Genomic DNA, 25,895 nt, shown 5'->3' with positions numbered 1-25,895 from the left:
AGCGACTTTAAATTTGCAAAAATGAATGCGCTAAAACAGTGCATTTACTCCAAATTCGTCATCAATTTCGACCACCTTTTTCACAAAAACTACAACAAATCACCATACAACTGTAACTCCATGATATTTAAGGAATGCAAAGTTTGACTACCCCCAAGTTTCTGCAACCTTTCCCTATGTATTCGATTGACTATCCCCTGATTTGATTTAGACTCGTTCCCGGCTAGAAAGAAAGTTCTTTGTATATAAACATTTCGTTGGATTACTAGTAACCCCGTTGTGTTGTACGCAATAGCAATAAACTTTTCCACGCTATCAGTGCCACAATTGGCTCAAAATAAAAATTTAATTTTAGGATATCATCATGTCTAACACAGTTACTGGTACAGTAAAATGGTTCAACGAAACTAAAGGCTTCGGCTTCATTCAACAAGAAAACGGCCCAGACGTATTCGCACACTTCTCTGCTATCACTGGCGACGGTTTCAAAACTCTTGCTGAAGGCCAAAAAGTTGAGTTCGTAGTATCTCAAGGTCAAAAAGGCCCACAAGCTGACAGCATCAAAGTACTTTAATCTAGTATTTTAAAGCTTTCTAAAAATAGCCAGCCTCTGCTGGCTATTTTTTTACCCGCTATTCAGAGATTTAAGGTAATATTCCCCTTCACTATTTCTACCTAAGACACCCTCTCAATGGCTCTTAAACCCACAATCTACAAGTTTCGTATCTCTTTAACCGATATGAATCGCGACTATTACGACTCTTTCAATCTAACGGTTGCACAACACCCTTCTGAAACAGAACAGCGAATGATGGCTCGAATCATGGCTTTCTGTATCAATGCATCTCCTGAACTTGAGTTCACTAAAGGATTGTCTAGCATTGAAGAACCCGATTTATGGCAGAAGTCGTTAGACGATCAAATCCTAGAATGGGTCGATGTGGGCGAACCCGATCCAGAGCGTGTTAAGAAGGCAACTCGCCTATCTAAATCAGTACGCGTATTCAGCTTCAACACTAAATCAAACGTTTGGTGGGAGCAGAACAAAGGTAAATTCGGCTACCTAAAAGCTCAGATCGTTCGTCTAGACAACGATGGTATTGAGCAGCTAGCGGCGATGACACAACGTACGATGGATCTTTCAGTCATGCTGACGGGTAACTCTGCTTTCATTAACAGCGATACTCAATCGGCAGAAGTAACGTGGGAAGAGCTACAGAGTAATGACTGAGCGTCCAACCCCGAATAATTCGCAAACAGCAGCTAGCCAGCTAGAAGAAGCCAAGCAACAAGCCGACGCGCAGCAAGAAATCAAAGCTAAACAACAAGCTAGAACCAAGCTTCACCAGTGTTTAAAAGAAGCAGGTTTAGGTTCAGTCAAAGCGCTCTCGACAGGCTACGAGAAAGAGCTGTCGTCATTTATTGATGAAAACCACGCTTTGTTTAAACACGCTTGCGAGAACAAGCCGGAGAACTCTGCACGTCAGACGTTGCTTGGCTTGCTAACCAAGGAACATATCGATGCAAGCTATCGCTTTGAAAGCAATAAAGAAGCGAATGAGGCGATGCAAAATGTATTCGATAATACAGTGGGAACTGAGCACAGCGACAAGTTTCAAAACTCTAACGCTCAACAGTTAAAACTAGTCACGCATTTGTGGTTGTTCATTCAAGGACGACTAGGAATGGATTACAGCCTAGCCAATGATCACGCAGCTGTAGCCGCTACGCTACTGTCTCGTATATCGAGAAGCAGTGATGATGAGATTCGCGTAGAGTTCATGGCGAGTTTTTACGATGGTTTGAGCATCTATCAAGCCGAGAACAAGCCATCCGGTATTGTTCACCACTTAAAGCGTTTGTTTAACCTTTCTTAAGCACTCCACCAGCGACTGATTCTAGTTACGCTCTATATGCTTTCAACAAACGTTAAGATATAGAGCGTGCTTTTTCTGCTTGGCCGCAACAGATTCCCTATTACGTGCATTCTTCACTTTAGGGAATAACAGCATTCTCAGCCATTACAGTTGACTTCATTACAGGCGTAAAAAAGCCCCGCATAAAGCGAGGCTTAGAATATATTTCAATGAACATCAATTTACAGAGGCTAAATTGAATTCATCTAATAATGCAGTGAATCAACGCAGGCCGTGTAAGAACTCGTGGCGCGTTGCTGGGTTTGATCTGAAGATACCGCCTAGAGCTGTTGTTGTCGTTTCGCTGGTTGCATCCATTACACCGCGAGATTTCACGCAGTAGTGAACCGCATCCATGGTGACAGCAACGTCATCGGTTTCGAGTAGCGTTTGCAATGCAACAAGGATCTGCTGCGTCATACGCTCTTGAACTTGTGGGCGCTGAGCAAAGAATCGAACAATACGGTTAATCTTTGAAAGACCAATGATTTTTCCACGCGGGATATAAGCGACCGCAGTCTTACCATCAATCGTCACTAAGTGGTGCTCACAAGTACTGGTCACGGTAATGTCTTTTACTCGTACCATCTCACGAACGCCCATCTTGTTTTCGATTACCGTAATTTTAGGGAAATTGGCGTAATCCAAACCAGAGAAAATTTCATCCACGTACATTTTAGCAATACGTTGCGGTGTTTCTTCCAGACTATCGTCCGTAAGATCAAGTTCAAGGAGAGTGAGAATCTCACGCATATGGTGTTCGATTCGTTCCTTTTTCTCTTCTCGGCTAACCTGGTTTGGACTCATTGGTGTCTCTAAACCACGGCTTGCTAGCGCATCTTTAACCAACTTCGCTGATTCGCTAAGACCTGACATTGAACTTCCTCTTTTATTACCCCTTCTGGATGGCAAACAAGGATACTCGGAATTTTGAATAAATACACCCATATTTTAAGGGAGGTCATTATTTACGGGGCTTAAACTGTGCTAGAGTGGCTAGAATTTCGTTGGCGAATCAGGTGCTCTGATCACTATTTAACCACCATTGCCAACCACAAAATCAAAACAATAACGATCAAAGGATTTCAATTATGGGCTGTTGCGACGCTCCGGGCTTGATGCCAATTGAAGAAGCACTAGATAAGCTGCTATCGCCAATTCAACCTATTCGAACGACCTTATCACTGCCATTGGCAGAAGCATTGGGTTACGTACTTGCTGAAGATATTCTATCCCCTATTTTCGTACCTCCTTTTGATAACTCAGCAATGGACGGCTATGCACTGCGCTTAGCAGACCTAGAGAACAGTAAAGTGCTGCCTTTAGCGGGCAAGTCCTTTGCAGGTCAACCTTTTGAAGGTGAATGGCCAGCAAACACCTGTATTCGCATTATGACTGGCGCAAAGATCCCGGAAGGTTGTGACGTCGTAATCATGCAAGAAAACACTGCTGAAACTGACGCTGGCATTGAGATTCAGCAAGACGACATCAAGCTGAACAATAACATTCGCCCTACCGGTGACGACATCAAGCAAGGCGATATCGTTCTTAGCCGTGGCGAACGTTTAACACCTCGTGACATTCCAATGATTGCTTCGCTCGGTGTGAGTCATGTAACTGTGGCACACAAACCTAAAGTCGCTTTCTTCTCTACTGGCGATGAGCTCAAGCCATTAGGTCAGCCTCTTGAAGATGGTCAGATCTACGACAGCAACCGCTACGGTATCAAACCACTGATTGAAGCGTTTGGTTGCGAAGCAATTGACCTAGGTATTATTCCTGATTGCCCTGCAACGCTTAAAGAAACCTTTGTAAAAGCGCAAGAACTGGCAGACGTAGTTGTCACTTCTGGTGGCGTAAGTGTCGGCGAAGCTGATTACACCAAAGACATTCTTGAAGAGCTTGGCGAAATCGGCTTTTGGAAACTAGCAATCAAACCAGGTAAACCATTCGCATTTGGTGAGCTAGACAACGCTTGGTTCTGTGGCCTACCGGGTAACCCAGTGTCTGCAATGATGACCATGTACGTGTTAGTTCAACCTATGCTGGCTAAACTTGCCGGTCACACTGCGTGGACAGCACCAGAATCGATTCCTGCGATCACTAAATCTGCATTCAAAAAAGGCCCAGGCCGTACTGATTATCAACGTGGTATTTACTCGATTGAAAACGGTAAGTTTGTAGTAGAAACAACAGGTAACCAAAGCTCTGGCGCTTTCCGCTCAATGAGCTTAGCAAACTGCTTTGTGGTACTAGAGCGCGAACGTGGCCGTGTTGAAGTCGGTGAAACGGTTCAGATTCAACTGTTTAACTCCACGCTTTACTAACGAGGCTTGCTGATGGAAATACTGTCTGACGCAGAGATGCTTCGCTATAACCGCCAGATCATTCTCAAGCAGTTTGATTTTGAGGGTCAAGAAGCGCTGAAACAGAGCTCGATTTTGGTGTTAGGTGCGGGTGGTTTAGGCTGTGCCTCTGCTCAATACCTTGCGACTGCGGGTATTGGTAAGCTAATGCTGATCGACGACGATGTTGTCGAGCTTTCAAACTTGCAACGACAAGTGCTTCACACCGATGCTGATATTGGTAAGAAGAAAGTCGTTTCAGCCGCTGAATCATTACAGGTGTTAAACCCACACCTTAAAGTTGAAACGGTCGACCACAGACTTGATGACGAGGCACTAGCAAAGCTCATTGAAGCGCATTCGTTAGTACTTGATGCCAGCGACAACGTTGAAACGCGCAATCAACTTAACCGTTTGTGTTACGCCTCAAAAACGCCACTTGTATCGGGCGCTGCGATTCGCATGGAAGGTCAGATTAGTGTCTTCACTTATCAAGATGCTGACGCACCCTGTTACCAGTGTTTAAGCGCTCTATTTGGCAACGCTGCTCTAAGCTGTGTTGAAGCCGGTGTGATGGCACCTGTTGTTGGCATGGTAGGCGCGGCTCAGGCTTTGGAAGCTATCAAGGTTATTGCCAAGTTTGGACAACCAAAGCAAGGCAAACTTTTGATTCTCGATGCCATGTCTCACAGCTGGCGTGAAATGAATTTAATAAAGATGCCTAATTGTTCGGTGTGTGGTAAGTAATAAAAAGAGCCAAAGCCCATTGAGTTGGCTTTGGCTCGTTACCCTAATACGTTGTTAATGATTAGAAGTATATTCAGAAGCGACGTAATCTAGCTCCTTTTGCTCTGCGAGAATCTCAACCACAATTTCTGGTAGTGATGGAACCCCATGAAGAAAACCTTGCTGGTTAAAGCCGCCTAGAGCTTCCAGAAACACACAGGTGTCTTTGTTTTCAACACCCTCATAGATAATACGCGCGTTTTTAACCGAAACGAGCTTCTTAACTTCATCGATTTTTTGCATGTAATCGATGTTATGGCAAAGTCCCCATGTAATGGTTTTATCTATCTTTATCTCACTAATAGGCAATTTGACAATACGTTCAATATTCGACGCTTCCATCCCAAAGTCATCTATAGAGATCTCAAAACCATTCAGCCTAAGTCGTAAAACATTTGCCAACAATTCTTTTTCAATATTACCAGAAAGACCCTTTTCCGTCAGCTCTACAACGATAGTATGCTCAATACCCTGCTTATAAATATCAAGTAGGTTATCGACAACAGATTCGTCAATCAGCAAATTAGGATCGATGTTAATCGAGAACCTCAACGATTTGTCCAATTCACTGAAGTAAAGGTGATAATCCTGAATAAATTTATTTATCACGATATTGGTAAAAACTTTTTGCTTTCCCAGCTCTTCAATTACTGGCAAAAAATAGCTCGGTGGAAGTAAGGTCCCGTTTACATCAGACCATCGTGACAACATTTCAAGCCCCGAAATCACATTTATATCCGAAACAACTTGCGGCTGATAAACCAGGTTTATAGGAAAGTCATCATCAATGATTGTCGCACGATGACCAAAGCCATTCTCGCCTTTAGTTATGGTTTCAACTTCAAGTGTTTTATCAACCAACTCGCTTATCTGGTTAGACCAAATAGGCTTTTCTAATGAAGCGACAACATTTAACTCATAGAGCTTTCCAAGCATGCTCACCGAGCTAACAATGGATTTATCCAAACCTGAAGTAATGATTATTTTAGACTCAATATTTTGTTGCGACATCATACTCAAGAGTTCAAATCCATCCCCATTGGGCATCATAATGTCCATGATAACCAAATCAAATGATGTGTTTTTCATTTTGCTCATTGCGTCGAACGCATTTTCTGCAAACTGTACAGATGTTTTTTTATTAGATGAAGAGACCGCATTTTTAATGACTTCTCTTGATAGCTCAACATCGTCAACAATCAATACTGTGTTATTCATTCTCTTCACCTTTATAGTTTGCAATAATATCCATCCAAGAGCGTTGTGATTTCATTTTCTTTGAATCCAAATTCATGACCTTCATTGTTCTATCGTTACTTCTTACACTTCGATACTCACAGCCCAACGAAAAGAACAGATCAAAAATCCTCCTATTTTTCAACAGTATATAAAGATCCTTGTTTGGATTTAGGCTTTGTAGATACTTGTAGGCCTCTCTGCCCATTGTGTCTGTAAATGACGAATAATGAGTACAGTTAAAAGTAACCACTAAATGTGCTCTATCTTCTTTAGATACTAAGACTGTCTCAAAAAAATCTACTGCAAGTTTATAGTTGGCACTTAATAAGTGCCCAATTAATTGCCCATTAACCGTAACAAGCGTTAGTTCCCCAGAATATTGATTTATTATTTTTTCAATAATTGCCTTTCTACTCAGACCTAAATCTTCTAAATTACTTAGAATAACGTTATCTTCATATTCAAATATGACATCAATTAATTTGGTTAATTTTCCCAGAAGAAAGGAATTATTTGAGTTTATCGTCGTTACTTCTGTTTGGACGTGCATGTTCATGTCAATATAACCGTTGTTATTAAATTTATTCGTTAACCCTGTGAGGACTGAGTGTGAGTCGTTTGATTCCCAAACATCAAATATGTTGACTCCAATAAGATCCAGTAACTCGTTTTGACGTTTTAAGTGGGGAGTTGTTACTCCCCTTTCCCAGCGGCTTAGTGTTACAACGTCCAAGTTATTAAAGTTAGAGCTACTTCTTTGAATCGCATCAACAAAATTAGTTTGAGAGAAACCATTGTTAACACGAAACGTACGTATAATATTTCCAAACATAGCTTTACTTTCTTATTTTTTATTGTGGTTTAGCTTATTTTTAATTAAATACGAACAAAAGCTAAGGGCAAACTGTGATTGAATAATTTAGAAATGCCTAACCAGTCACAATCAACACTTATTGGATGAGTGTTATTTTCATAACAGTTTGAGCATTGCCTTGATGGCAATGCTCATCATAACTGTCAAAAAAAAAGATGAAAATAACACGTGAAGATCAGAAGATTGCTTACCCTCAGATTATTGGCAGGAGTATTTAACTAAGTTAGCAAGTACCACCTGATAAAGCGCAATGAAGCTTTAGCTTTAAATCGCTCGGGTTAAGCGGTTTGGTTAAATAGCACGAAAAGTATTGGTTCATTCGAGACTCTTCTTGAATGGTGGCCCGTGCCGTAACGGCAATTATAGGCAACGATGGCTTACGCTTTTCTAACTCAGAAGCAAGCTCAATACCATCCATAACCGGCATAGAAATATCCGTAAGTACAACATCAAACTCATGTTCAGAAGCGAGCGCCAAAGCCTCCAAACCATCATTCGCGGTCATGCATTCACAACCCAACGCGTTTAAGTGGAACTCTAGAATTTCTCGGTTGAACTCAACATCATCAACGATCAAGGCTTTTTTACTTGTGTAGTCTAAACGCTCTCTAATATCATATGTCAGCTCTGCAACACCGTTTGAACACTCAAGAACATCCATAATTTCTTGGGCAGGGAGTGAGATAACAAAAGTACTACCGGTGCCGAGCGCACTCTCAACACGCAACGAACCCTTCATTAATTCTACGATGGTTTTAGTTATTGCCAAGCCCAAACCAAAACCAAACTGATGATCTTCTTGATTAACCTGTTCAAAGCCGTTAAACACCGCATCCAATTTATCTTGGGGAATACCGACTCCAGTATCGCTTACTGAGATATTGAATACTTTATCGTCGGATGAAATTTCGATTGTCACTCCCCCCTTATTTGTAAACTTCAATGCGTTCGAAACTATATTACTGATCGCTTGTTTTATACGAAGCTCATCAATCATCAATGTTGTCGAAGAATCGACGTTGCAGATAATATCAAGCGACAATTGTTTAGACTCGCTAAGCGGCAAAAACGTATTTTCAATTTCGCGTATTAAACTCATCACCGACAGACATTTAGGGTTTAATGAATAGCTTGCTGCTTTTACTCTTTCAAAATCCAATAGGTCATTCACAATACCTAAAATAGTATTGCTCGCACTCGAAATGCCATTCAGCTGATGGCTATGGTCATCAAAATATTTGCTGTTAGTTAGCATATGCGTATAACCAATAATCGCATTCAGTGGCGTGCGAACCTCATGGGACACATTTGAAAGCAGCACTGATTTCTGATTATTCGCCTCACTCGCCTCTTGCGCTGCTACCTCGTACTGTTTCGTACGCTCTTCAACTTCATATTCAAGCCCTTCAATTAAATTTTTAATCTGAACCCCAGCCTCAGAATAAGCCTTAGAAAGCTGCTCAATTTCGTCTCCATTACTGTGAACCGTATGTATGGCTTTATTAAAATCACGCTGCTTTAAATGTTTAGCTTGTGCAATCAATTTAGTAATAGGCACGAGCATCTTATTCACCGCGATTGAGTTAATAGCCAAAAACAAACCAAGCAAAAGGATATAGGCGAAGAACAGGCTTTTGATCAACGAGTTATCACCAGATAAAACCAGCGCTTCGGTGGTCACATAGCTAGAACGAATCACATGCTCTGGCGTGACCAAAATTAACCTCCAGCCGGTTAGACGGTTCTTAACAAAAGTGACATTGAACACGCCCTTCTCGCCACTTACCACAAAACTACCCAAGTTATATGACATGATATAGCTTTCGACACTCTTCTGAGTTTGTTCATCAAAAACACTTTCAGACATCAATTGGTCAACATTCTGTTGTAGATTCGACGCGATAAGCTTGCCGTTGTCGTCTATTAAGAAATAACGATATTGGAATTCATCGATCATATTTTCAAAAGTCAGTGAACGAGAAAAATCTTCTAAATCGACATCAAATTTGAGTAACGCGTTATCCCAGTGCTCTGGACGAATATAAATGGTAAACCTAACGACGCGCTTTTCTTTAACTTCTTTATCTATATAGAGATTCTTATAGTGGATCATGCGACTAAGATCGACAGAAATATAGCGGCTTTCAATGCCATTTTCGGTGATAGAGACTTCTTGATTACGTTCAGTGTCAATAAAACGGACCTTTTTGATAAAGGGCTTAAGCTTAGTATTGATATAAGCCAACTGTATATTACGAAGTGCCTCGTTTTTCGATTCATTAACAAAATCACGAGCAAAATCAATCGCCACATGACCCACTTCCTCAGTGACCAACTCGACCTCTTTATCAAGGCTTACACTTTGAGCTTTCACAAAGGTAAGTAGAAGCTTTTTGTTATTCCCAGTAATGCTCTCCTTTATCTCTTCAAGTTGGTTTTGTGAAGAAACCTGGACGATTTCGATAGCAGAGTACGTAAGCAATACCACAAATAGAACCAGTATTGCTGCGTTGGTGAAAATGATTTTGTTTTTGAATGACACGTTCATACCCTCCAACTTAAGCGTCACAAAGGCGAATCATGGCGTTAGAGACATCTATCAAAATCTTTTTCCCGGCACTTTCATTGATTACCGCGTCATATTGCTCCAACTTGAGACAAACTCTTGCAATCTCTATAGCCCCGCAAGATAACGCAATGCCTTTCACTTTATGGGCAAGCGCTCGATTGGACTCACTCCCGTTAAGAATATCGTCACTAACCTTGTGCAAACTCCTAATAACAATTTGACGAAAACGAACGCCAATATCCGATTGAAAGTTACAACCCGTCGCCATAAAAAATACTTTTGTGTCAATGCTATACATACCAATTTCTCCCGCCTTCCATGAAAACCCTTAATTTTGAACGTCTGTTACAAAACTGATATGGCAGATCGAGAATTTAAATAACCGGCATGCCCATGGCATTTACTGTTTTTTTAATTTGACTTATGCCATATTCACTACGCGGCTATATTTGGATAATAAAAGTGACTATGTACAATCATCGAATAAAAATAATGGCTCATCTTTTCAGACATACTTTTAGACACTTGGAACAATTAGGTCGAGTGTCTATAAAACAAATATTTGGCGTAACGGCCTTCTATGTAGATAACGTCTTGCTCGTGCTACATAAAAGTGGGGAGCTGTATCTCAGAGGTACATCGGCACAAGAAAGCTAGTTTATTAACAAAAACTATCCCAAGGTGAATGCAATCTCACTAGGAATATGTCAGAATGCGGATTATTACAAGTTACCAGCAAGCCCTTGGAGCAAGTATTCTTTAACCCTATGTGAAACGGAATTCGCACTAGACCAAATAAAAAGATCACGTAGTAGTTATCTTTCTGAGCCAGAAAGGCTCAAAGACTTACCCAACATGCGATTCTCAACCGAGCAACTTCTTGAGAAAGCGGGCATCAACTCCATTGAGAAACTCAAAAATCTGGGCACGATTGGGGCTGTAGAGGCTATCCAACAGCATACCCGCCATAAGCCAACCATCGAATTGGTTTGGTCGTTAGAGGGTGCTATCCAGGGTATACACCGTTCACAACTGCCGACGAAGCTAAAAAATGCATTGCGCACCCAAGCTCAAAGTTATTGTTAGCCTACGAAGCTTAGATTCTTGTTAATTCCAAATGCGGTTAATTTGATGCCGTGGCTATTCCTAACTACGGTTCATTAGGCTAACCCGTTGCCCTTAAATGATTTCCCTCAAGTTTAACGTCCTTAGATTAACCTCCCCTTTCATCGCCCACTCCGTTTTAATTTTCACTGCCAGCCTTTATTTTGGTTTCCTATTATTCCCTCTGCTACAAATTACTTTTCAAGTTTCAATGCAACTGAATTTATAACTATTTATTTTACAACCTGCCCTATAGCTACCAAACTAGGCACATGAATACAGCAATGGCAAAAGGTGCCTAAATATGCGTTCGTTACTCTTTATTTCAACAGCAGTATTATCAACACTTATCTCTTTTCACTCGGCGGCCGCAAATGTCACTGTGCGTTGGACAGGGAAAGTACCGACTTCTGACTGCGCTTCAAACCCTATTAGCAATCAAGTCGCGTTCGACTCACTCAGTGAACGCTGCAAGCTAGAGCTCAAACAAAGTGAAGTAACCACGACGACCAAAACAGAGAACAAGATGGTCTCATTTGATCTGTAAGTTAAAATGAAAAGCCATTAGGTAGGCATAACAACCAATTTAATATGCAACCCGACCTTGTCCTCAAGCACAGAAGAGAAATAATACGGGTATGATAATTAAACTGGCTGTTTGTTTATGCACTTAATCTTACATAAAGGGTCGCTAAGAATTTCGCTAGCCGACCACCCAACGATAAAACCCATCCAGCTCACACTCAGTGAATTTTTAGTTCTCGAAGAGTTACTCGCTCATGAAGGGGAACATTTAACAAAATATCACCTGCTCCAAACTGGTTGGCCCAATTCGTACGTTTGTGATAATGCGTTAAATATGGTGATCATGTCTTTGAGAAAGAAGCTTCTTAGGTTAGGTGGATGGATTGAAATTAATACCATTTATAGGGTTGGCTACAGTCTGCATAAAAATTGACGAAATACGTGTTTTCCCGTGAGTTTGCCCCATAATTATCCCTAGTCAATTCGTCACAAACTTGTCTCTGAGTTACTCCGTAGTGCGCAACTTGCAGGTCGTAGCCAACAAAAGGCCACACAGACATTGCAGTTACAACACACTGCCACGAGCTCTATCATGCCATACTTAGCGGCTCGTATGCCTTGAGCCCACCAACACTTCGCCATTACCGAACCTAAACTCAGAGAGGTTTATGCCCCTTCATTCAAAGACCGAATTGCTCAAATGTGGGTGTGTAGTCACTTAATCCCGCTAATGGAAAAGCGTTTTATTGACGACACTTACGCAAACCGTAAAGGGAAAGGAACCTACGCGGCTATAGAAAAAAGCCAAAAATTAATGAGGCAACCAAAGCTCCAATGGGCAATGTCGTTGGACATATACAGCTATTTTAACCAGATAGATGAATCCCTTCTACTCAATAAAATAGAGTAGCTTGTTGCCAATGCCACCATTACCCTACTTAAACAGCGTTGCCTTATTGAAGTAACCAAGGAAATTATTACTCACGATACCGCACGTGAAGCTCTTACTCGAACAGGGGAGCAGTTTCTTTTGCACGCGATCCCTAAACATAAGCGCCTTACCTAAGGGTAGGCCTGCCGATAGGTAGCGTCACGAGCCAATAATGGGTAATTATTACCTCAATGACCTAGAGCACTTTATTGAGCACGAGTTAAAGTAAAAGGTAACGTTCGTTATATGGATGACCAATTAGACATATCGGCACAAAAATCAATACTGATGACGCCTTTTTTGTCAGGATACACGCCTATTTTCGCAAGGCTACTTGCGGGTAACCCACCCGATAGAACACATTGTGAACCGATTTTTTTCACCACTTTAGCCGAGACTTTTAAAGCAGGCAAAGAGGGGCGAGTTTCCACCCACTGCTGCCATGCGTAGAGCGCTTGGTCATAAAAGCGAACAAATATGCCTTCATGAATACCGATGATTTTACCTTGTTGCTGACTCAGCTTGAGTTTTGTTTCAATATCCATCTCTATCCTTACTGAGTTTAAAAATAAACCTTTAATTTTTTAAAAAGAAAAAACGGCCCTGCGGGCCGCAAACTCTAAACATTGAACGTGAAACCCTAAGAACCTGAAACGCACGAGGCGTAGAGCTGACCGGTTGCGCTGGTGCTGTTGACGCTGCCATTGTAGAGGTACACGGTGTAGTCGAGGGTGGAACCAAGAGGCGTCGACGACCTGTAGTAGAGGTTGGCCGCCCAACCCTTCGCAGTAAACATATTTGAATGGGTGCTATAAAGACTCACCAACTCATCTTTCGTTGCTAAACGCCAATTACTCTTACCTAGGAGGTTAATGTTGTTATATTGAGTACAAAGTTGGACGGCCTTAGAGGGATCGAAACGAGCAAACACACCGTTAGTAGGGCCGCGGTCACCAGACTCCTTGTAAGTACCACTATACTCAGCGTAGTCTATAGCCTGTAAAAAGCTGACACTTGGGTTTCCGGTATACAGCTTTCCGCCGTTTTCCGCCACTTTGATGCAGTCACCCGCGGCGTTTGCTTTATCATCATCGCCGACTTGCCCCCCACAAAGGTAGGCATTAAAGGTCACTTGACTGGTTGAATCAGAAGTCATGCCATCTGTGGTGGTGTAAGACGAGTTCACGCTAAACGTCATGTTGGCGTTCGGCGTTTGATACTGCGGATCCCATGTTACGCGGACTTTTTGCTCACCTTTCGAATCTGTGTTTTCCGTCTCTTTTACCAAAAGGGGTTTGACAATCTCGGACGTGTCAGGGTGCTCGCCGCTACTTACCTCTGACGTAACCGAATAACCTTCTACCGGGTTGTCATAGGCATCTTTCAGGGTTGCCGTTACCTGGTTACCTTCAACTGAGGTGTAGGAAGCGTTGTTGATCGTCGCTTCTGATGTCACACCTGCGGTCTTTTCATCGCCAATGAATTTTACTTCATGAGTTTGAGTCACACCGCCGACATCAAAAGTTACAGTCACCGTCTCAGCTTTCGTGCTGCTTAATGTAAACTCAGCGATACCTTGGCTGTCGGTTGTTTGCGTCTCAGGATAAAGTGTTGCGTAATCACCAGAGACCGATGCACTGATTTGCGTATCTGGCCTAACTTCATCGCCCAGTTTCAGCTCCACAGATACCGTACCAACATCGGTACCATTCGCCACCACCTCTGTACTTGAGTCAGGTTGCACCTGAATCAGGCCTTGCTTGAAACATGTCGCATAGTAATAGCCTGTCGGACTAAGGGCTCCCGTCTGAACGCTGCCACTGTCAGACAAGTCTACCCACTTAGCCTCTTCAGCCACATCGTCATAAGCAAGGTACGTGTAGTCCGCAGGCCAATTGTGCAGAGTTTGCACATTGATGTTTGTTCCCATCTGCGAAAGTTCCTCTACCGTTGGCAGCGAAGCACCGCTTTGCTGACAATACTCTACCGCTGTTGGGTAACGCACCCCTGCCATGTCGATTGCCGGCGAGTACGCTGTATCACTGAGTTTGGCATCGTAAGCTAGGCCTTGATTTGCTGCGTCAACCGCAGTAAGGGGCGCAGTAAACACATCCGCTAAATAAGGAATGTCTCCCCATTTACCTGACTGATTTGGGTCTACAACCTCTACACGAATCAAACCCATATCATAAACGCCATTATGATCACTGACGGCAAAACTTATGTAGTGATAGCCCGGCTTTGATGCTTGAAAGACGATCTTTTTGTTCCCGGTGTTCTGCGGATCTTTAGAGGCTGCTTCGGCGTTGAATGTATTAACGTAAACTAATTGATAATCATCACCATCATCAGATGTTACAAATTCACTGATGTCGATTTCTATTTCCGTAGAGACGTTAACAGCATCGGGATATTCAATAGGATCATTAATCGTAAAGCCTTGGTTCGCCTCATAGCCTACTGCGATATCCAAAACACCCATTAATACTAAGCCGTTCCCTGAATCTTCGAAGGTATAGAGCACACGGTCAATGCCGGTAAAACCTTGCGGCGGTGTATATTCCAAGACCTGATCATCTGTATCATTTATTTTAACTGAACTAGAACGAGCGTACGGCAGTGTAAGCTCCGTTAATACAAACTCGTCACCTAACGTAAAGCCAACTTTATCCAGTTCGCTTTTCAGTGAAACGCTCACATCTTCGTTAATCAGTGTTGTTGCGCTCACTGGAACCAATTCGGTTGAGCTAGGATCGCTACTTACCGCAATGCGTGCGATCGCAGAGTTCGAATCTTCTCCACTACTATTATTGCTCATTGCCATTGGCGCTTCAGCTACACGTCCCATTGGCGACAATGTTCTAGGGGTCACATGATACCGATAATCACACACCTTGGTATCAGAGGCCTGAATTACAAACCCAGTTTCTGTCATACTTTCTACTTGGCAGCTATTATCGTTAGACAAGACCTCGACTTCACTCAGCGCAAAACCGCCGCCAGTAGATGAAAAGACCTTTGATGATAGGTCAACTTCAAATAATTCTGAATAACCAGTTGAGTAAGTGGCATTTTGAGCTGAAACTGTTGCTAATTGAGTTTCAGAAGACTGCCCGGTACTACTTTCGCCGCCATCGCCGCCACCGCCACACCCAACAAGACCAAGTGTTACTGCAAAAGCTAAGCTCGGACCTATACCGCACCTCAAGTTTTTATTTAAGTCGTTCATAGTTTTTCTCACTAATTTCTTCATACATTTTTAAATTTCATATTACCCTTTGCCAACAAAAATACATTGGGCATATGTGATTTTTTTATAAATCAAAGTGCCATGTCTGTTATTTTTAAATTTATCAAAGACCAACCATCCTAAATTAAAATTAATCAGTTAAATAGACACTAATAATTTACAATACAATCACCCACTCTTAGTTAATTAACTTCATTCCATTAGAGTAACTCTTATCATAAGACGTGACAGTCACATTAAGCTGCTCTCTTTGAACACCACTCAATAGAGGAAACGTTTTATCTCTGCCTGACATAACAGTGAATTTTTGCTTACATTGCACTTTATTATCGATATTACATGAATTAACATCGACATAAATTAACGTATTACTCTTATTATCGATGCGCAAATTGTCACCTTGATTGTAAATATTATAATCAAAACTTGGCATTGTCGTTGGGATAATATAAACTGGTGAAAAACCATAGTTTATCTCGACACCGTGAATGTTCTCTCCCTCTTCTTTATAACGACTAGGAGTAAATGGCAGCATAAACATCAAATCTTTGCTGTTATCGCAAGACATGTTGTGACATAAACTACGAATACCCACGTCTTTCTCTTCACCAGGTTTTAAAACTAACCTTGGATGCGTAAGAGATATTTTCCAATCATTCAGGTTATTTCTTGTATAACGATGGCGAACGATCTTGTCACCATCAACCACTTGAATTTCTTCTACTTTTCCATCAACAAAAATCGAGCGAGGCTCGTCATTAATAAGTGTCACGACACCATTGCCCTTTTGATCCGCGACGACTATCATTTTATCGACATTAAAAGCATTGGCTGCGGTAGAAGTCATTGCCGCACTAATTACGAATACTGTGAATAGATTAGATTTAATTATCATGTTTCTCTCTACTAAAAATGATATATTTATTGATGTTACTCGTCTATTTTACTGAGTGCGTATATAGCACCAAGCGCGAAAAGAATGAGTACATACATGTTTAAAATATTTGATCCGATCATTACTCCGCTCTCTTATATTTGACCTTCATGTATATAACTGAGGTATTAATTGGCATATTTACGAGCCCAACCGATAAAAGGTGAGTAGCTCGATTGATGAGGAGTATCGCGCGTTCAGGTTTGAAGGTATTGGGCATTTCTGAATTTCTAAGATGCGGGATGCGGGATTGATGTGGTTGATAAAATGTAAGACAAAGAAAACAGTACAAAGGGCACGATTGTGCCCTTTGTACTTGTGTCACCATAATCATCTAGTTATAAGCAAACCCAATATTTACGCGACGGTTTTTGGCACGTCCAGCATTAGTATTGTTATCTGCTATTGGGTTGGTCTCGCCATCAGAAAAAACATTCATTCGATCACGGCTAATCTGTGCGTTTTCAAGATATTGAGCAACACTACTTGCACGCTTTCCTGCTAGCTGCTTATTCAAAGTTTCCGAACCTTCATTGTCAGAATGGCCAACGATAATCACTTGCAACTCTTGCCTCTGTTTCATCAATTGAATGATTTTATCTACCTTAAAGGCCTGTACTTTTGATAAGTCAGAACTCGACACGGCAAACGAATCGATGTCAACGCTAGTAGGTAGCACTAAAGGTACTTTATTTGTATTTTCGACCTCTTCTTTTAGTTTGCTTTCAACAACGTTAGGTTCGATTAGTTGACTAGGACGCTGACTCTCAATAACTTCATTCGATGTTTCCTTACCTAATCCAAATCGATATTTTAACCCTAACAATGCGCTGTGGTTATTAAACAACCCAATCGAAGGTGAGTTATCACCTACCTCATGAACGTATTGGTAGCTAGTATTCACCTGCCAATGTCTTGAAATATTGTATGCTAAACCTAATTCACCCATTGGCGAAACGCCTGAGTCACTCTGCTTTCTGCCCGACTGATTGCTTTTATTGTCTAAATTCCAATATGCAGCACCGATTTTACCAAACGCAGACCATTGTTCTAAAAACACCCAATCATAACGAACACCAGACTGGATGATACTTGTCTCAATGTCTGAGGCATTGTTGTTAGCATCAAAGGTGTCCCAATGTTGGTAACCGAGGTCAACGCTCCAGTTCTTGTTCCATTGATAGCCACCATAGATACCGAGAAGCCAACTGTCTTTCATCTCATCAACATCTTTAACTTCATCTGCAAAGTTATAGCCGGATTGTAGCCCGACAAATACATCGCTTTGGTTTGACTGAGCGTATGCGGTTGCTGATGATATTAATGCTGTACAAACAAGTAAATAGTTTAATTTCATTATTCCATTTTCTAAGTTAATTAATTGAAAGGTAAATTATAGACAACCTTAAAGTAAACTAAATAGCATTCCTAAAATCGATTTTTAACAGGTGATATTTAGAGATAGTCGAAGTTTTATAGCTACGAAAAAAAACACTGCCCAAAATGGCAGTGTTTCTGTTTCAAGGAAGGCAACTTAATCTAAACAGCTAACTTTCGGGTAAAGTATTTTCTCTTCAGGGTAAATCAAATTCAAATCACGATTATTAAGATTTGGATTTGCTTCGACTAATTCATCAAGTGAGCTATCAAATGCTCTTGCAATTCGGTGCAAATAGTCGCCAGGAACCACTCGGTATTCAACTAAACGCTGCTGACACGATGGCGCCTTCTTAATTGGGACAATAGACGCCAATTGGGTTTTCGGCCTTGATACTTGGGTCGACTCTTCAACAAGCTGGTCAACATTGGGCCTTGGGTTAATATCTGAAAGGCCTTCTGCGGCTTCATGGCTTGAAAAACGATAAACCAACAGTGCATTAAATGCGTATAGATCGTCTTGTTGACGAGCTAAATCAAAGACGCCTTGGTAACCAAGGTCGGCGCTCCAATTTTTACTCAATTGGTATTTAAGACCAAGTGATGCCGTTAAATTGGTATCATCACTAGAAAGCGCCCCTCCGACTCCTGCATATAATGAAGCAAAATCACTGACAGGTAACAGTAAATCTGTCTCAATCATCACCGCTCGGAGGCTATCTATTTCAGGGTCAGAAAAGGCAGAAAAATCAGCATAGCCTAGCTCAAATAGTACGTTTTCATTAATGTTATATCCGACCGAGGCCTTATAACCAAGAGCTTCAGTCTGACCCATGTTGTCATCAAATGCAGAAAACGTCATACCACCACTCATCTGGATAGGCAAATCTTTCGCTGACGTACTAATGGATAAGAACACAGCGATAATCGATGTCATTAGGTTTATTTTTTTCATATTAAATACCAGGCTCCAACATGATCGTAACTTCATCAAAATAATCACCGGAAACAGCTGAGCTGCCCTCGATATCGTAATCAAAGTCCAACGTGAAGCTGATACTTGTTTGCACTCCAGCACCTTCTGAAATAGCCGTGGTTTGATTCCTTAATTCCCCTTCATTGACTAAGTTACTAGGGTCACACTGAACGCAATTTATGCTATAAGGAATAACCACACCATGGCTATTTGAATTAACCAGTTTGTATGACTGTTGGGGCATGGTTAAAACAATTCCGTCATTAAAATAACCGTTCGCTGTAATATCGAATGATGTTGTCGATGTTATTCTTTTCCCAATTGTGTCGTAGACTGGCGTCATGACACCATCTCCAGTTACAAGCACGCTGTCGAGTTGCACAGGCTGATAATCAAATGAAAACAACATCACTTCATTGATGTTGCGATAAGTCATTATGCCGTCATTTTCGTAGTAGTAACGAATATTTACCGGAACTGAGGCGGAATATAGCCCCTCTGGTAGCCCACTGAATGCAGATACTATTTCACTTTCGTTAATATCGAAAATAGGTCTCAGGAAAATAAATGGGCTCGATTTTTGTTTATTAATCAATCGAACAGAAGAAACACAGTTCGCACCTTCAACAGTAACAATTGGTAATGACACTTCATCAAATGAGCAACCACCACCCACCGTATTCGCTGACTGGGCAAATTCAATTCCAGTGGTATTGTATTGAACGCCCGATATATCGATCGATATTGATGGTGAAGTATTTCCACTTCCCCCGATTAAAGTCATCGAAGTTGGGGGGGGGGCCGAAAACGTCGCGGCCGCCCACGCCTCTGAAGCCTGCAGCATAGGAGGAGTTTCCCACTTACTTGGCAGCATTTTACCGTTGTAACGTGTCACATTGTCCCAACGAACACCACCAGCCTTAACTTCCGCGCGAATTTCAAACGCAGCTTGAGCCATATTTGTCGTCATTAATGCAATAAGCGCTGCAATATATAGGATACGTCCAGGCATTAGATTTTTCCTCTCGTCACCGTTTCTTTCTTTGAATAGCTTTTGTCGTGAGATGTCACGGTGATGGTCAACTCGTTATTTTGCATACTTTCAATTAGAGGGAACGTCTTGTTTCTTCCCGATACAACAGTAAACTTTTGTTTGCATTGGGCTGTATTTACAGCGCTACATGCATCAACAAAAAAGTTGAGCATAGTATTACTTTTATTTTCGACTCTCAGGCTGTCACCGTTATTGGTCAATTCGTAAGCATAATTCGGCTGTGTTGTAGGAATAATATAAACGGGTGCGAATCCGTAATTAATTTCCACACCACTCACTACTTCATCAGGCCTGTATTCACTTGGAGAAAAAGACAACATAAACATCAAATCTTGCGAATTATCGCATGCAGCGTTGTGGCATAAACTACGTATGCCAACGTCTTTCTCTTCTCCGGGTTTCAAAACCAACTTCTGGTGCGTTAATGACACCTTCCAATCGTTTAAGTTGTCTCTTGTGTACTGTTTTTTTTCTACCTGCTCTCCGTCAACAATATTTATCTCATCAACCTTCGCTTGGACAAATATTGGTTGAGACTCGTCGTTGGTTAACGTAACGATACCGTTCCCTTTATCATCAGAGACAATAACCATTTTATCTACCGTAAAAGCTTGTACACTTATAGATAACAATATGGCGGTGAGTGATACTAAATTTAATAATACTTTATTTGATTTCATTTCGCTCTCCTTAATTAGCTTGTGCGACAGGGTATGTAATGGCGTTGGTGCGATAAAGTCGCTTTGCCAGCAGTTTTAACTGATCGATATCTCTTTTATGAAGCGCTATTGTTTCCGCCATGTTTATAGATTCATGAGCTATATAGATTGCCTTAAACGAACCGACTTCTTTCTGAATAACTCGATAACCGTGTGACTCGAGCTTTTTAAGCGCTTTATTCAGTTGAGTCGAGCTTTCGTATGCACCTAAATACATCGCTTGTAGCCGTTCATCTGCATCAATCAAGTCTATCTGTTTGTCTTGAGCTATTGGCAAACAATAGTTTTGACCAAAGTTCATCTGATTTGTTGAAGTAAACTCATAAGGCAATAAGCACTGGCTTTCTTTCGCTGACAATTCAAAGTTCATGCTTTCCAATACAGTTACTCGATAAACACCATCGGCCATTTCATTAACTTCGATACAACCTTCTCCATGACACTCTACTTCTGTAATCGGTTGTTCTGAGATGTCATTAAAAGCACTGACGAACGAAACTACTCGACTGACTCTTGGCTCTATAGAAGCAACCGTTCCTGGGTGTGTAAACACGGTTACGTTGCTATCACCAGAGTTATAAAGGTCAACGCTCTCTGAATCAAAATTCGCGCGATATTGACTATAAGATTCCAAAGGCACAATGGTTTCATCGCTATATACGATGAACTTACTGTTGTTTTTCCCTTCTTTTTTAAGAGAGAAGTAACCCTTCTCATCAAGCGCCTGCTCTGTGTTCTGCGACTGATGAATATCGACAAGCGTATAAGATGTTGCTGCTTTATCGGTAATATAAACACCGTCAGTTGTCACTATTTGTGTACTAGACAAACCTGCATTGATACCATTCATGCCATTAGTTGACGTATGGGCGGAGGCGTTCATTCGAGCGTATTTAGTCGTGCCGCTTGTCGCCAACAGTACATCTTGATACATATCATCTTGTTGTCGATTGTAGGTGTTGCTCACCTCAAGCGACGTATTAAATGAGTCTGAGTCAATTAACTGATTTCGTCTTACGGTTGTTTTAAATTGATTAATGTCATCACTATCACTCGTCAGTCCCACGATGGTTTCTACGGTGTCTGACAACGGAACACTCCATAACAAATTAATTGATGTGTCGTCCGTTGCCTCAGAGTAATCGACGTTAATATTAACTCGAGAATCTAAAACTGTGGGCGTGCTGTAACCAACGGAAATAAACTGTTGTTCCTGTTCATCCGAGTTACCTAAATTGTCTAGCTGCTTGTCGTTATTAAGCGAGTAAACCGCATACACAGATTGTCCATCACGGAAGCTGTACGAAGAATTCAACGATAGACGTGAATAATCAGCATATCCGTACATATAAGAAGCAACTGGATCTCCAAGCTCATTATCTAAAGATTCGTAAGAGAGACTTAAATAAGGGATACCAATATTAGCGTTCAAGTGAGATGCATCTTCGAATTGGCTGTAAACGGCTTCGGTACTCAAATCCCAATCAATCAGATTATATGCACCACCAACAGTGTACATGGTGCCACTATCCGTTACCAATCCGCCCAAGCCTATTTGTAGCGAACGGGAGAGTTGGTAGTTAGCTAATACCTTGCCAAAAGCATCATCTTCAATGTTTTGAATGCCATGTTCCATGTAGTCGTAATGGCTTCCTGAAAACATACCGGCACTAGCAACGAAATCCACTTCCCCTTGAGTCAGAGAGTCACTTTTGGTGTTATATACTTGATAAGTCTGGGTATTGATAACTTGTCCACCACTTGTCACTTCCAGTACGACTTCGTAGCGACCTGATGGTAACTTGCTGTAAGGAATTGAGTTTTGCCCTTCTGGTACGTTATCTTGAAAAATTAATCGACCATCGCGGGATACTTGTACTCCACCACTTGTTGGTGCATAAAAGCTTAAAACTTTATCGTTATTATGCCCACCTACGAGTAACTTTTTAGAGTTACCTACCGTAATCGAGTTTTGAGCAACACGAGCAGTGTCATTCAAGAAGTCGGTAGAGTTAACCTCTGGCTCAAATTCAAAATGGCCGGCTTTTATTGAATAAGAATCGATATCTAAATGATACGCCGCTTCATACAATTCAGAACCGTTATCACTGTTGTTGGCATTGAAATCAGTTTTGAGGTACCCGTAAGGCAGCCCCAGTGTCGTTTTATTATTTAAAGAAACGATCGAGTCTTGATCTTGATATTCACTCACGTACAGATCAAATGAATTAATTAACCCATTGTGCTGGCTCAGAGACGAGTGGTATGCCTGTTCTTCGTCGAGATTAGAGTATGACAGTATCTGTGGAGATACAAAAACATAGACTTCTTGATCGTTATAGTTATGAACAATTTCAAATGTTTCTGGGTACAACTTACATTTATCGAGCTTACCTAAACACTCAGACTGATCTTGTATGCCAACCATTAATTGTTCTATGATTTTCTGCTGGTACTCAGCCGACACTGCATTATCATTTAAATAGTCAGATACCTCTGCGATCGCTTTTTTATTATTCGAGTCTAATTTTAACGTGTTAAACGACGTTAAAAATGGGATCGGTGAAGTAAGGGAACCATCTAAGTTACGCATACGAACCATTGATTCTTTCAATTCAAACAGTTCTTCAAAACCTTCTGGAATATTTTGGCTATAACTTGAATAAGAATATAAAGGCATTAGCATTAAAATTGCCATTGTTGTGAGTTTGAACCTGAACATTATACATCTACCTCAATATTGAACTCTATCTCACCATTACATCTCTCCGGTTGGCCTGTTGTGGTGATATCTTTAAATGACTTAAAATTTAATACAATGTCATGCTCACTGTACTTATTATCGCCATCATTTAAATTGAAATTTAAAAAAGAGACGGATTCTCCCTCCGATATGCTTTGTCCATCAATCGTTAATTGAACGAAATCATCCTGAACATTGCTCACTCCAGAGTAGTCAGTACAAGTTGACGTATTTTTCGTCAACGTTGAAACATAAGGAATATCCGAAGATTCAAATGGAATATCTGTTTCAATTCTTAATGTGGTATTAACGTCATCAAATTTTGTTTTATCTTGGTTTGATGCTAACTCCAAAACTGCAGGAATAAATTCAACAGAAGTAATTGAGTTTGTATATAGATTGCCTACGTCTAGCCTCGTGGTAATGTTAAGCACTTTAAAAGCGGCATCGGCATTCATACTTATGAAAGCCAATAGTATTAAGACTATTTTCATATTGACCACCGTTAAAAAAACAAAAGCTCGTAATTATTACGAGCCTTAAAATCGGGAATTGTCTACAAATTAAACAACGTCAGCCATAACCGTTAGCGACGCTTGTACAGTAGTATCAGCAACGTTGGCTGAATCTAGTTCAGCAGTTTGCTTTAGTGAAACTGAGATAGACTGTTTATTATCGACAGAGTCTCCTTTCGCTACTTTACTACCATCCACGTAGGCTTCAAGAATTTGACCTGGTTGTACTGCGTTGTCGTAGGTAGCGTTCATACTATGAACTGTCCAGTTAGCTGAAGCTAGCGCACCAATTACAGGTTCAGCTCCTGATGTAGCCGTATTTTTATGAGCTTCTAGAACAACATTTGATGTCTGAAATGTACCATCAGCTTCTGCGACAATCACACCTGTTAGTTCGAGTGTGCTAGAATCTTCACCAGTGATGATTAACGAATCTGATGCAATAGAACCTGGAACTAGACCAGTCCAAACAACTGTAGCACTTGCAGAGTCTGCTGCGTTAGCGTTTGCCGCCATACCCATTAGAAGAACTGATGCTAGTGCGCTTTTTTTGAAATTTGACATTTTTACTTTCCTTTAAGTTTATATATTTCATTAATGATTAAACCCGTTATTGACGTTCCTCGCTAACCGGATGAAATGAATTATGCGGAACCACTGATGGAAAATATTGGGCATTAACAAATTTATATATACAAGAGTGCCAACTCGATTCAACGCTCACATGCGAGTTTGTTTTATCCTATCTAGTTGACACAGGCCTCAATCATTTAATCCAACTCCCCTAGAGCGCTTGAACTATGAAATGAACTAAACAATACTAGAATTAAAAATAATCACAGGACAAAAGAATGAGACTCACATTTTCCCAGTTTTTAGAATACGTAAGAGCAGATAAAAAATTGACACAACAGGAAATGGTCGACTTACTTAGTAGCTCTGACGCGGATTTTTCTAAGCTTGACCTCACAACCTTCAGTCGCTGGGAGAGAGGAGTAACATCACCCAAATTATCTAAGCAATTACTCATAGCGAGATTGATGGATGAAGACGTCTTAAAACTCATTGATCCAGACGTTGAAGGCAAAATAAAGAATAAACGTCATTTTGAGAAAATGACCAACCGTATCCTTCAGCCATACTCAACAGCTCCTGAAACGTTTTCTCATTACTATCACGGCTCATTAGCTAAACAACATAGTTTGTGTGAGCAGTTGGTTGGATTTCACCAAAACTATATGGGTATATGTGTCGACGCTGGGGATATACAACAAAGTAAAATGGGTTTGAATACATTTAGTGACTCTTCAAGTATGTTAGTAGGACATTTACTTTACGGTTTTGTGCCGATCGAGCAGCAAGCTTCATCACTTAATCCAAACCAACTATCAGCCTGCCCCTTTGTAGATATAGAAAAAAGCATGGAACAACCTGTAGATCTGTATGTAATCTCTACGTTCGGTACTTTGCCTACCCCTAGAATGGTTAGTATTATGTTTATGTTAGATATATTGTGCCAAAATACTCGCATCAAAAATCTAGTATTAAATTGTCATGATCAAGAAGCCTATGCGCTGTTCGAAGCGGGTACAGACTATGAACTTGTATCAAAAGGTAACGAAATCCCTTTCGGAGGCGTTAAAGTTTTTGGGAAAAATTACCAATATGCGCAAATTAGAATCAAATCTGAAAGTATTCTCGCATCGAAATTAATATCAAGTATGCTTCCATTTATTCAGGATCACATGCACAATTTATTAGGAGATTAGATACCCCGATGCATTCACGGAGCATTTACAGCGACAGCTCCATGCAGAGTTGACCGAATCCTTGTCGCCCTATTGTCTTATATAATTGGCCATGACTTATTCACTACAGGCAAAGTAACCTCACGACAAAACAATGTTCTCTTTCCAGTAAACCTTACTTATCGAATCGAACGTTTTTCGCATGTGGTGCGAAGATTGGCTTTTAGTTTTACCTGGCGTTGTTAATGATATGGACACTTCCACCCACCGTCTAAACTTATAGTCGGTAA

26 protein-coding genes are annotated in these 25,895 nt (G+C 41.0%); 11 read left to right on the top strand and 15 right to left on the bottom strand.

Annotated features, from left to right (window positions below; genetic code table 11):
* The first annotated feature begins 364 nt into the window (after nt 1-364).
* The 3 genes from AB6D58_RS18920 to AB6D58_RS18910 all read left to right on the top strand — a co-directional run bounded on the left by AB6D58_RS18920 (nt 365) and on the right by AB6D58_RS18910 (nt 1,877).
* On the top strand, nt 365-574 hold the full coding sequence (locus AB6D58_RS18920) for a cold-shock protein (RefSeq protein ID WP_010430417.1): 210 nt from the start codon (nt 365-367) through the stop codon (nt 572-574).
* Between the two features lie 117 nt (nt 575-691).
* On the top strand, nt 692-1,231 hold the full coding sequence (locus AB6D58_RS18915) for a YaeQ family protein (RefSeq protein WP_017061727.1): 540 nt from the start codon (nt 692-694) through the stop codon (nt 1,229-1,231).
* Entirely contained in the window at nt 1,224-1,877 is a 654-nt protein-coding gene (locus AB6D58_RS18910; RefSeq protein WP_240492681.1) for a hypothetical protein, read from the top strand. Before AB6D58_RS18915 ends, AB6D58_RS18910 begins: the two co-directional genes overlap by 8 nt.
* A 261-nt stretch (nt 1,878-2,138) precedes the next feature.
* Here AB6D58_RS18910 and folE read toward each other — a convergent pair whose 3' ends face one another.
* Nucleotides 2,139-2,792: a GTP cyclohydrolase I FolE gene (gene folE / locus AB6D58_RS18905; RefSeq protein WP_017061725.1), complete on the bottom strand. Its 654-nt coding sequence runs from the start codon at nt 2,790-2,792 to the stop codon at nt 2,139-2,141.
* A gap of 215 nt (nt 2,793-3,007) precedes the next feature.
* Here folE and moeA point away from each other — a divergent pair, with 215 nt between their 5' ends.
* Nucleotides 3,008-4,243 carry a molybdopterin molybdotransferase MoeA gene (gene moeA / locus AB6D58_RS18900; protein WP_017061724.1) on the top strand — a complete coding sequence of 412 codons (1,236 nt, stop codon included), beginning with the start codon at nt 3,008-3,010 and terminating at the stop codon, nt 4,241-4,243.
* 12 nt (nt 4,244-4,255) lie between these two features.
* The gene (gene moeB, locus AB6D58_RS18895) at nt 4,256-5,008 is read left to right on the top strand and encodes a molybdopterin-synthase adenylyltransferase MoeB (RefSeq protein WP_372158069.1); all 753 of its coding nucleotides are present in this window, start codon (nt 4,256-4,258) and stop codon (nt 5,006-5,008) included.
* 54 nt (nt 5,009-5,062) lie between these two features.
* Here the strand turns inward: moeB and AB6D58_RS18890 are convergent, their stop codons facing one another.
* The 4 genes from AB6D58_RS18890 to AB6D58_RS18875 all read right to left on the bottom strand — a co-directional run bounded on the left by AB6D58_RS18890 (nt 5,063) and on the right by AB6D58_RS18875 (nt 10,027).
* Nucleotides 5,063-6,265 (bottom strand): EAL domain-containing protein, encoded by a 1,203-nt coding sequence (locus AB6D58_RS18890; RefSeq protein WP_372136971.1) that lies wholly within the window; start codon nt 6,263-6,265, stop codon nt 5,063-5,065.
* On the bottom strand, nt 6,258-7,118 hold the full coding sequence (locus tag AB6D58_RS18885) for a helix-turn-helix transcriptional regulator (RefSeq protein ID WP_136982826.1): 861 nt from the start codon (nt 7,116-7,118) through the stop codon (nt 6,258-6,260). Before AB6D58_RS18885 ends, AB6D58_RS18890 begins: the two co-directional genes overlap by 8 nt.
* Before the next feature lie 265 nt (nt 7,119-7,383).
* Nucleotides 7,384-9,708 carry an ATP-binding protein gene (locus AB6D58_RS18880; RefSeq protein WP_136978090.1) on the bottom strand — a complete coding sequence of 775 codons (2,325 nt, stop codon included), beginning with the start codon at nt 9,706-9,708 and terminating at the stop codon, nt 7,384-7,386.
* Nucleotides 9,709-9,718: 10 nt separating this feature from the next.
* Nucleotides 9,719-10,027 (bottom strand): Hpt domain-containing protein, encoded by a 309-nt coding sequence (locus AB6D58_RS18875; RefSeq protein ID WP_136978091.1) that lies wholly within the window; start codon nt 10,025-10,027, stop codon nt 9,719-9,721.
* 125 nt (nt 10,028-10,152) lie between these two features.
* Here AB6D58_RS18875 and AB6D58_RS18870 point away from each other — a divergent pair, with 125 nt between their 5' ends.
* From AB6D58_RS18870 to AB6D58_RS18850, 5 genes are all read left to right on the top strand, one after another.
* Entirely contained in the window at nt 10,153-10,386 is a 234-nt protein-coding gene (locus tag AB6D58_RS18870) for a TfoX/Sxy family protein (protein WP_372158064.1), read from the top strand.
* Between the two features lie 24 nt (nt 10,387-10,410).
* Nucleotides 10,411-10,815: a TfoX/Sxy family protein gene (locus tag AB6D58_RS18865; RefSeq protein WP_276605621.1), complete on the top strand. Its 405-nt coding sequence runs from the start codon at nt 10,411-10,413 to the stop codon at nt 10,813-10,815.
* 322 nt (nt 10,816-11,137) lie between these two features.
* Nucleotides 11,138-11,380, top strand: coding sequence for a hypothetical protein (locus AB6D58_RS18860; protein WP_136978093.1), 243 nt, complete (start codon nt 11,138-11,140; stop codon nt 11,378-11,380).
* A gap of 117 nt (nt 11,381-11,497) precedes the next feature.
* Nucleotides 11,498-11,791 (top strand): transcriptional regulator, encoded by a 294-nt coding sequence (locus AB6D58_RS18855; protein ID WP_372158060.1) that lies wholly within the window; start codon nt 11,498-11,500, stop codon nt 11,789-11,791.
* A gap of 207 nt (nt 11,792-11,998) precedes the next feature.
* Nucleotides 11,999-12,268, top strand: coding sequence for a reverse transcriptase domain-containing protein (locus AB6D58_RS18850; RefSeq protein WP_136978105.1), 270 nt, complete (start codon nt 11,999-12,001; stop codon nt 12,266-12,268).
* Between the two features lie 263 nt (nt 12,269-12,531).
* Here the strand turns inward: AB6D58_RS18850 and AB6D58_RS18845 are convergent, their stop codons facing one another.
* The 10 genes from AB6D58_RS18845 to AB6D58_RS18800 all read right to left on the bottom strand — a co-directional run bounded on the left by AB6D58_RS18845 (nt 12,532) and on the right by AB6D58_RS18800 (nt 24,421).
* Nucleotides 12,532-12,834 (bottom strand): hypothetical protein, encoded by a 303-nt coding sequence (locus tag AB6D58_RS18845; RefSeq protein ID WP_136982830.1) that lies wholly within the window; start codon nt 12,832-12,834, stop codon nt 12,532-12,534.
* 95 nt (nt 12,835-12,929) lie between these two features.
* A complete protein-coding gene (locus tag AB6D58_RS18840) occupies nt 12,930-15,518 on the bottom strand; it encodes an Ig-like domain-containing protein (protein ID WP_372158057.1) in 2,589 nt (862 codons plus the stop codon).
* Nucleotides 15,519-15,717: 199 nt separating this feature from the next.
* The gene (locus AB6D58_RS18835; RefSeq protein ID WP_136978096.1) at nt 15,718-16,386 is read right to left on the bottom strand and encodes a hypothetical protein; all 669 of its coding nucleotides are present in this window, start codon (nt 16,384-16,386) and stop codon (nt 15,718-15,720) included.
* A 421-nt stretch (nt 16,387-16,807) separates the two neighbouring features.
* On the bottom strand, nt 16,808-17,830 hold the full coding sequence (locus AB6D58_RS18830; protein WP_136978097.1) for an OmpA family protein: 1,023 nt from the start codon (nt 17,828-17,830) through the stop codon (nt 16,808-16,810).
* Between the two features lie 177 nt (nt 17,831-18,007).
* On the bottom strand, nt 18,008-18,805 hold the full coding sequence (locus tag AB6D58_RS18825) for an outer membrane beta-barrel protein (RefSeq protein WP_372158054.1): 798 nt from the start codon (nt 18,803-18,805) through the stop codon (nt 18,008-18,010).
* A gap of 1 nt (nt 18,806) precedes the next feature.
* On the bottom strand, nt 18,807-19,838 hold the full coding sequence (locus AB6D58_RS18820) for a hypothetical protein (protein WP_372117662.1): 1,032 nt from the start codon (nt 19,836-19,838) through the stop codon (nt 18,807-18,809).
* Nucleotides 19,838-20,560 carry a hypothetical protein gene (locus AB6D58_RS18815; RefSeq protein WP_372117660.1) on the bottom strand — a complete coding sequence of 241 codons (723 nt, stop codon included), beginning with the start codon at nt 20,558-20,560 and terminating at the stop codon, nt 19,838-19,840. The genes AB6D58_RS18820 and AB6D58_RS18815 overlap by 1 nt, the downstream gene beginning before the upstream one ends.
* Nucleotides 20,561-20,570: 10 nt before the next feature.
* On the bottom strand, nt 20,571-23,285 hold the full coding sequence (locus AB6D58_RS18810) for a TcfC E-set like domain-containing protein (RefSeq protein WP_372158050.1): 2,715 nt from the start codon (nt 23,283-23,285) through the stop codon (nt 20,571-20,573).
* Between the two features lie 35 nt (nt 23,286-23,320).
* Nucleotides 23,321-23,836 carry a hypothetical protein gene (locus AB6D58_RS18805; protein WP_136978102.1) on the bottom strand — a complete coding sequence of 172 codons (516 nt, stop codon included), beginning with the start codon at nt 23,834-23,836 and terminating at the stop codon, nt 23,321-23,323.
* A 69-nt stretch (nt 23,837-23,905) separates the two neighbouring features.
* Nucleotides 23,906-24,421, bottom strand: a complete 516-nt coding sequence (locus AB6D58_RS18800) for a hypothetical protein (RefSeq protein WP_372158047.1) — start codon at nt 24,419-24,421, stop codon at nt 23,906-23,908.
* A gap of 287 nt (nt 24,422-24,708) precedes the next feature.
* On the opposite strand from AB6D58_RS18800, the gene AB6D58_RS18795 reads away from it, so the two are divergent.
* Nucleotides 24,709-25,626, top strand: coding sequence for a helix-turn-helix transcriptional regulator (locus AB6D58_RS18795; protein ID WP_136978104.1), 918 nt, complete (start codon nt 24,709-24,711; stop codon nt 25,624-25,626).
* Nucleotides 25,627-25,895: the final 269 nt, after the last annotated feature.

Origin of the sequence: Vibrio sp. 10N.239.312.D08 (assembly GCF_041466145.1) — a bacterium.
GTDB classification, from domain to species: domain Bacteria; phylum Pseudomonadota; class Gammaproteobacteria; order Enterobacterales; family Vibrionaceae; genus Vibrio; species Vibrio crassostreae_C.
The sequence above is the reverse complement of the archived record's forward strand: the minus strand, read 5'-3'. Positions and strand labels throughout refer to the sequence as shown.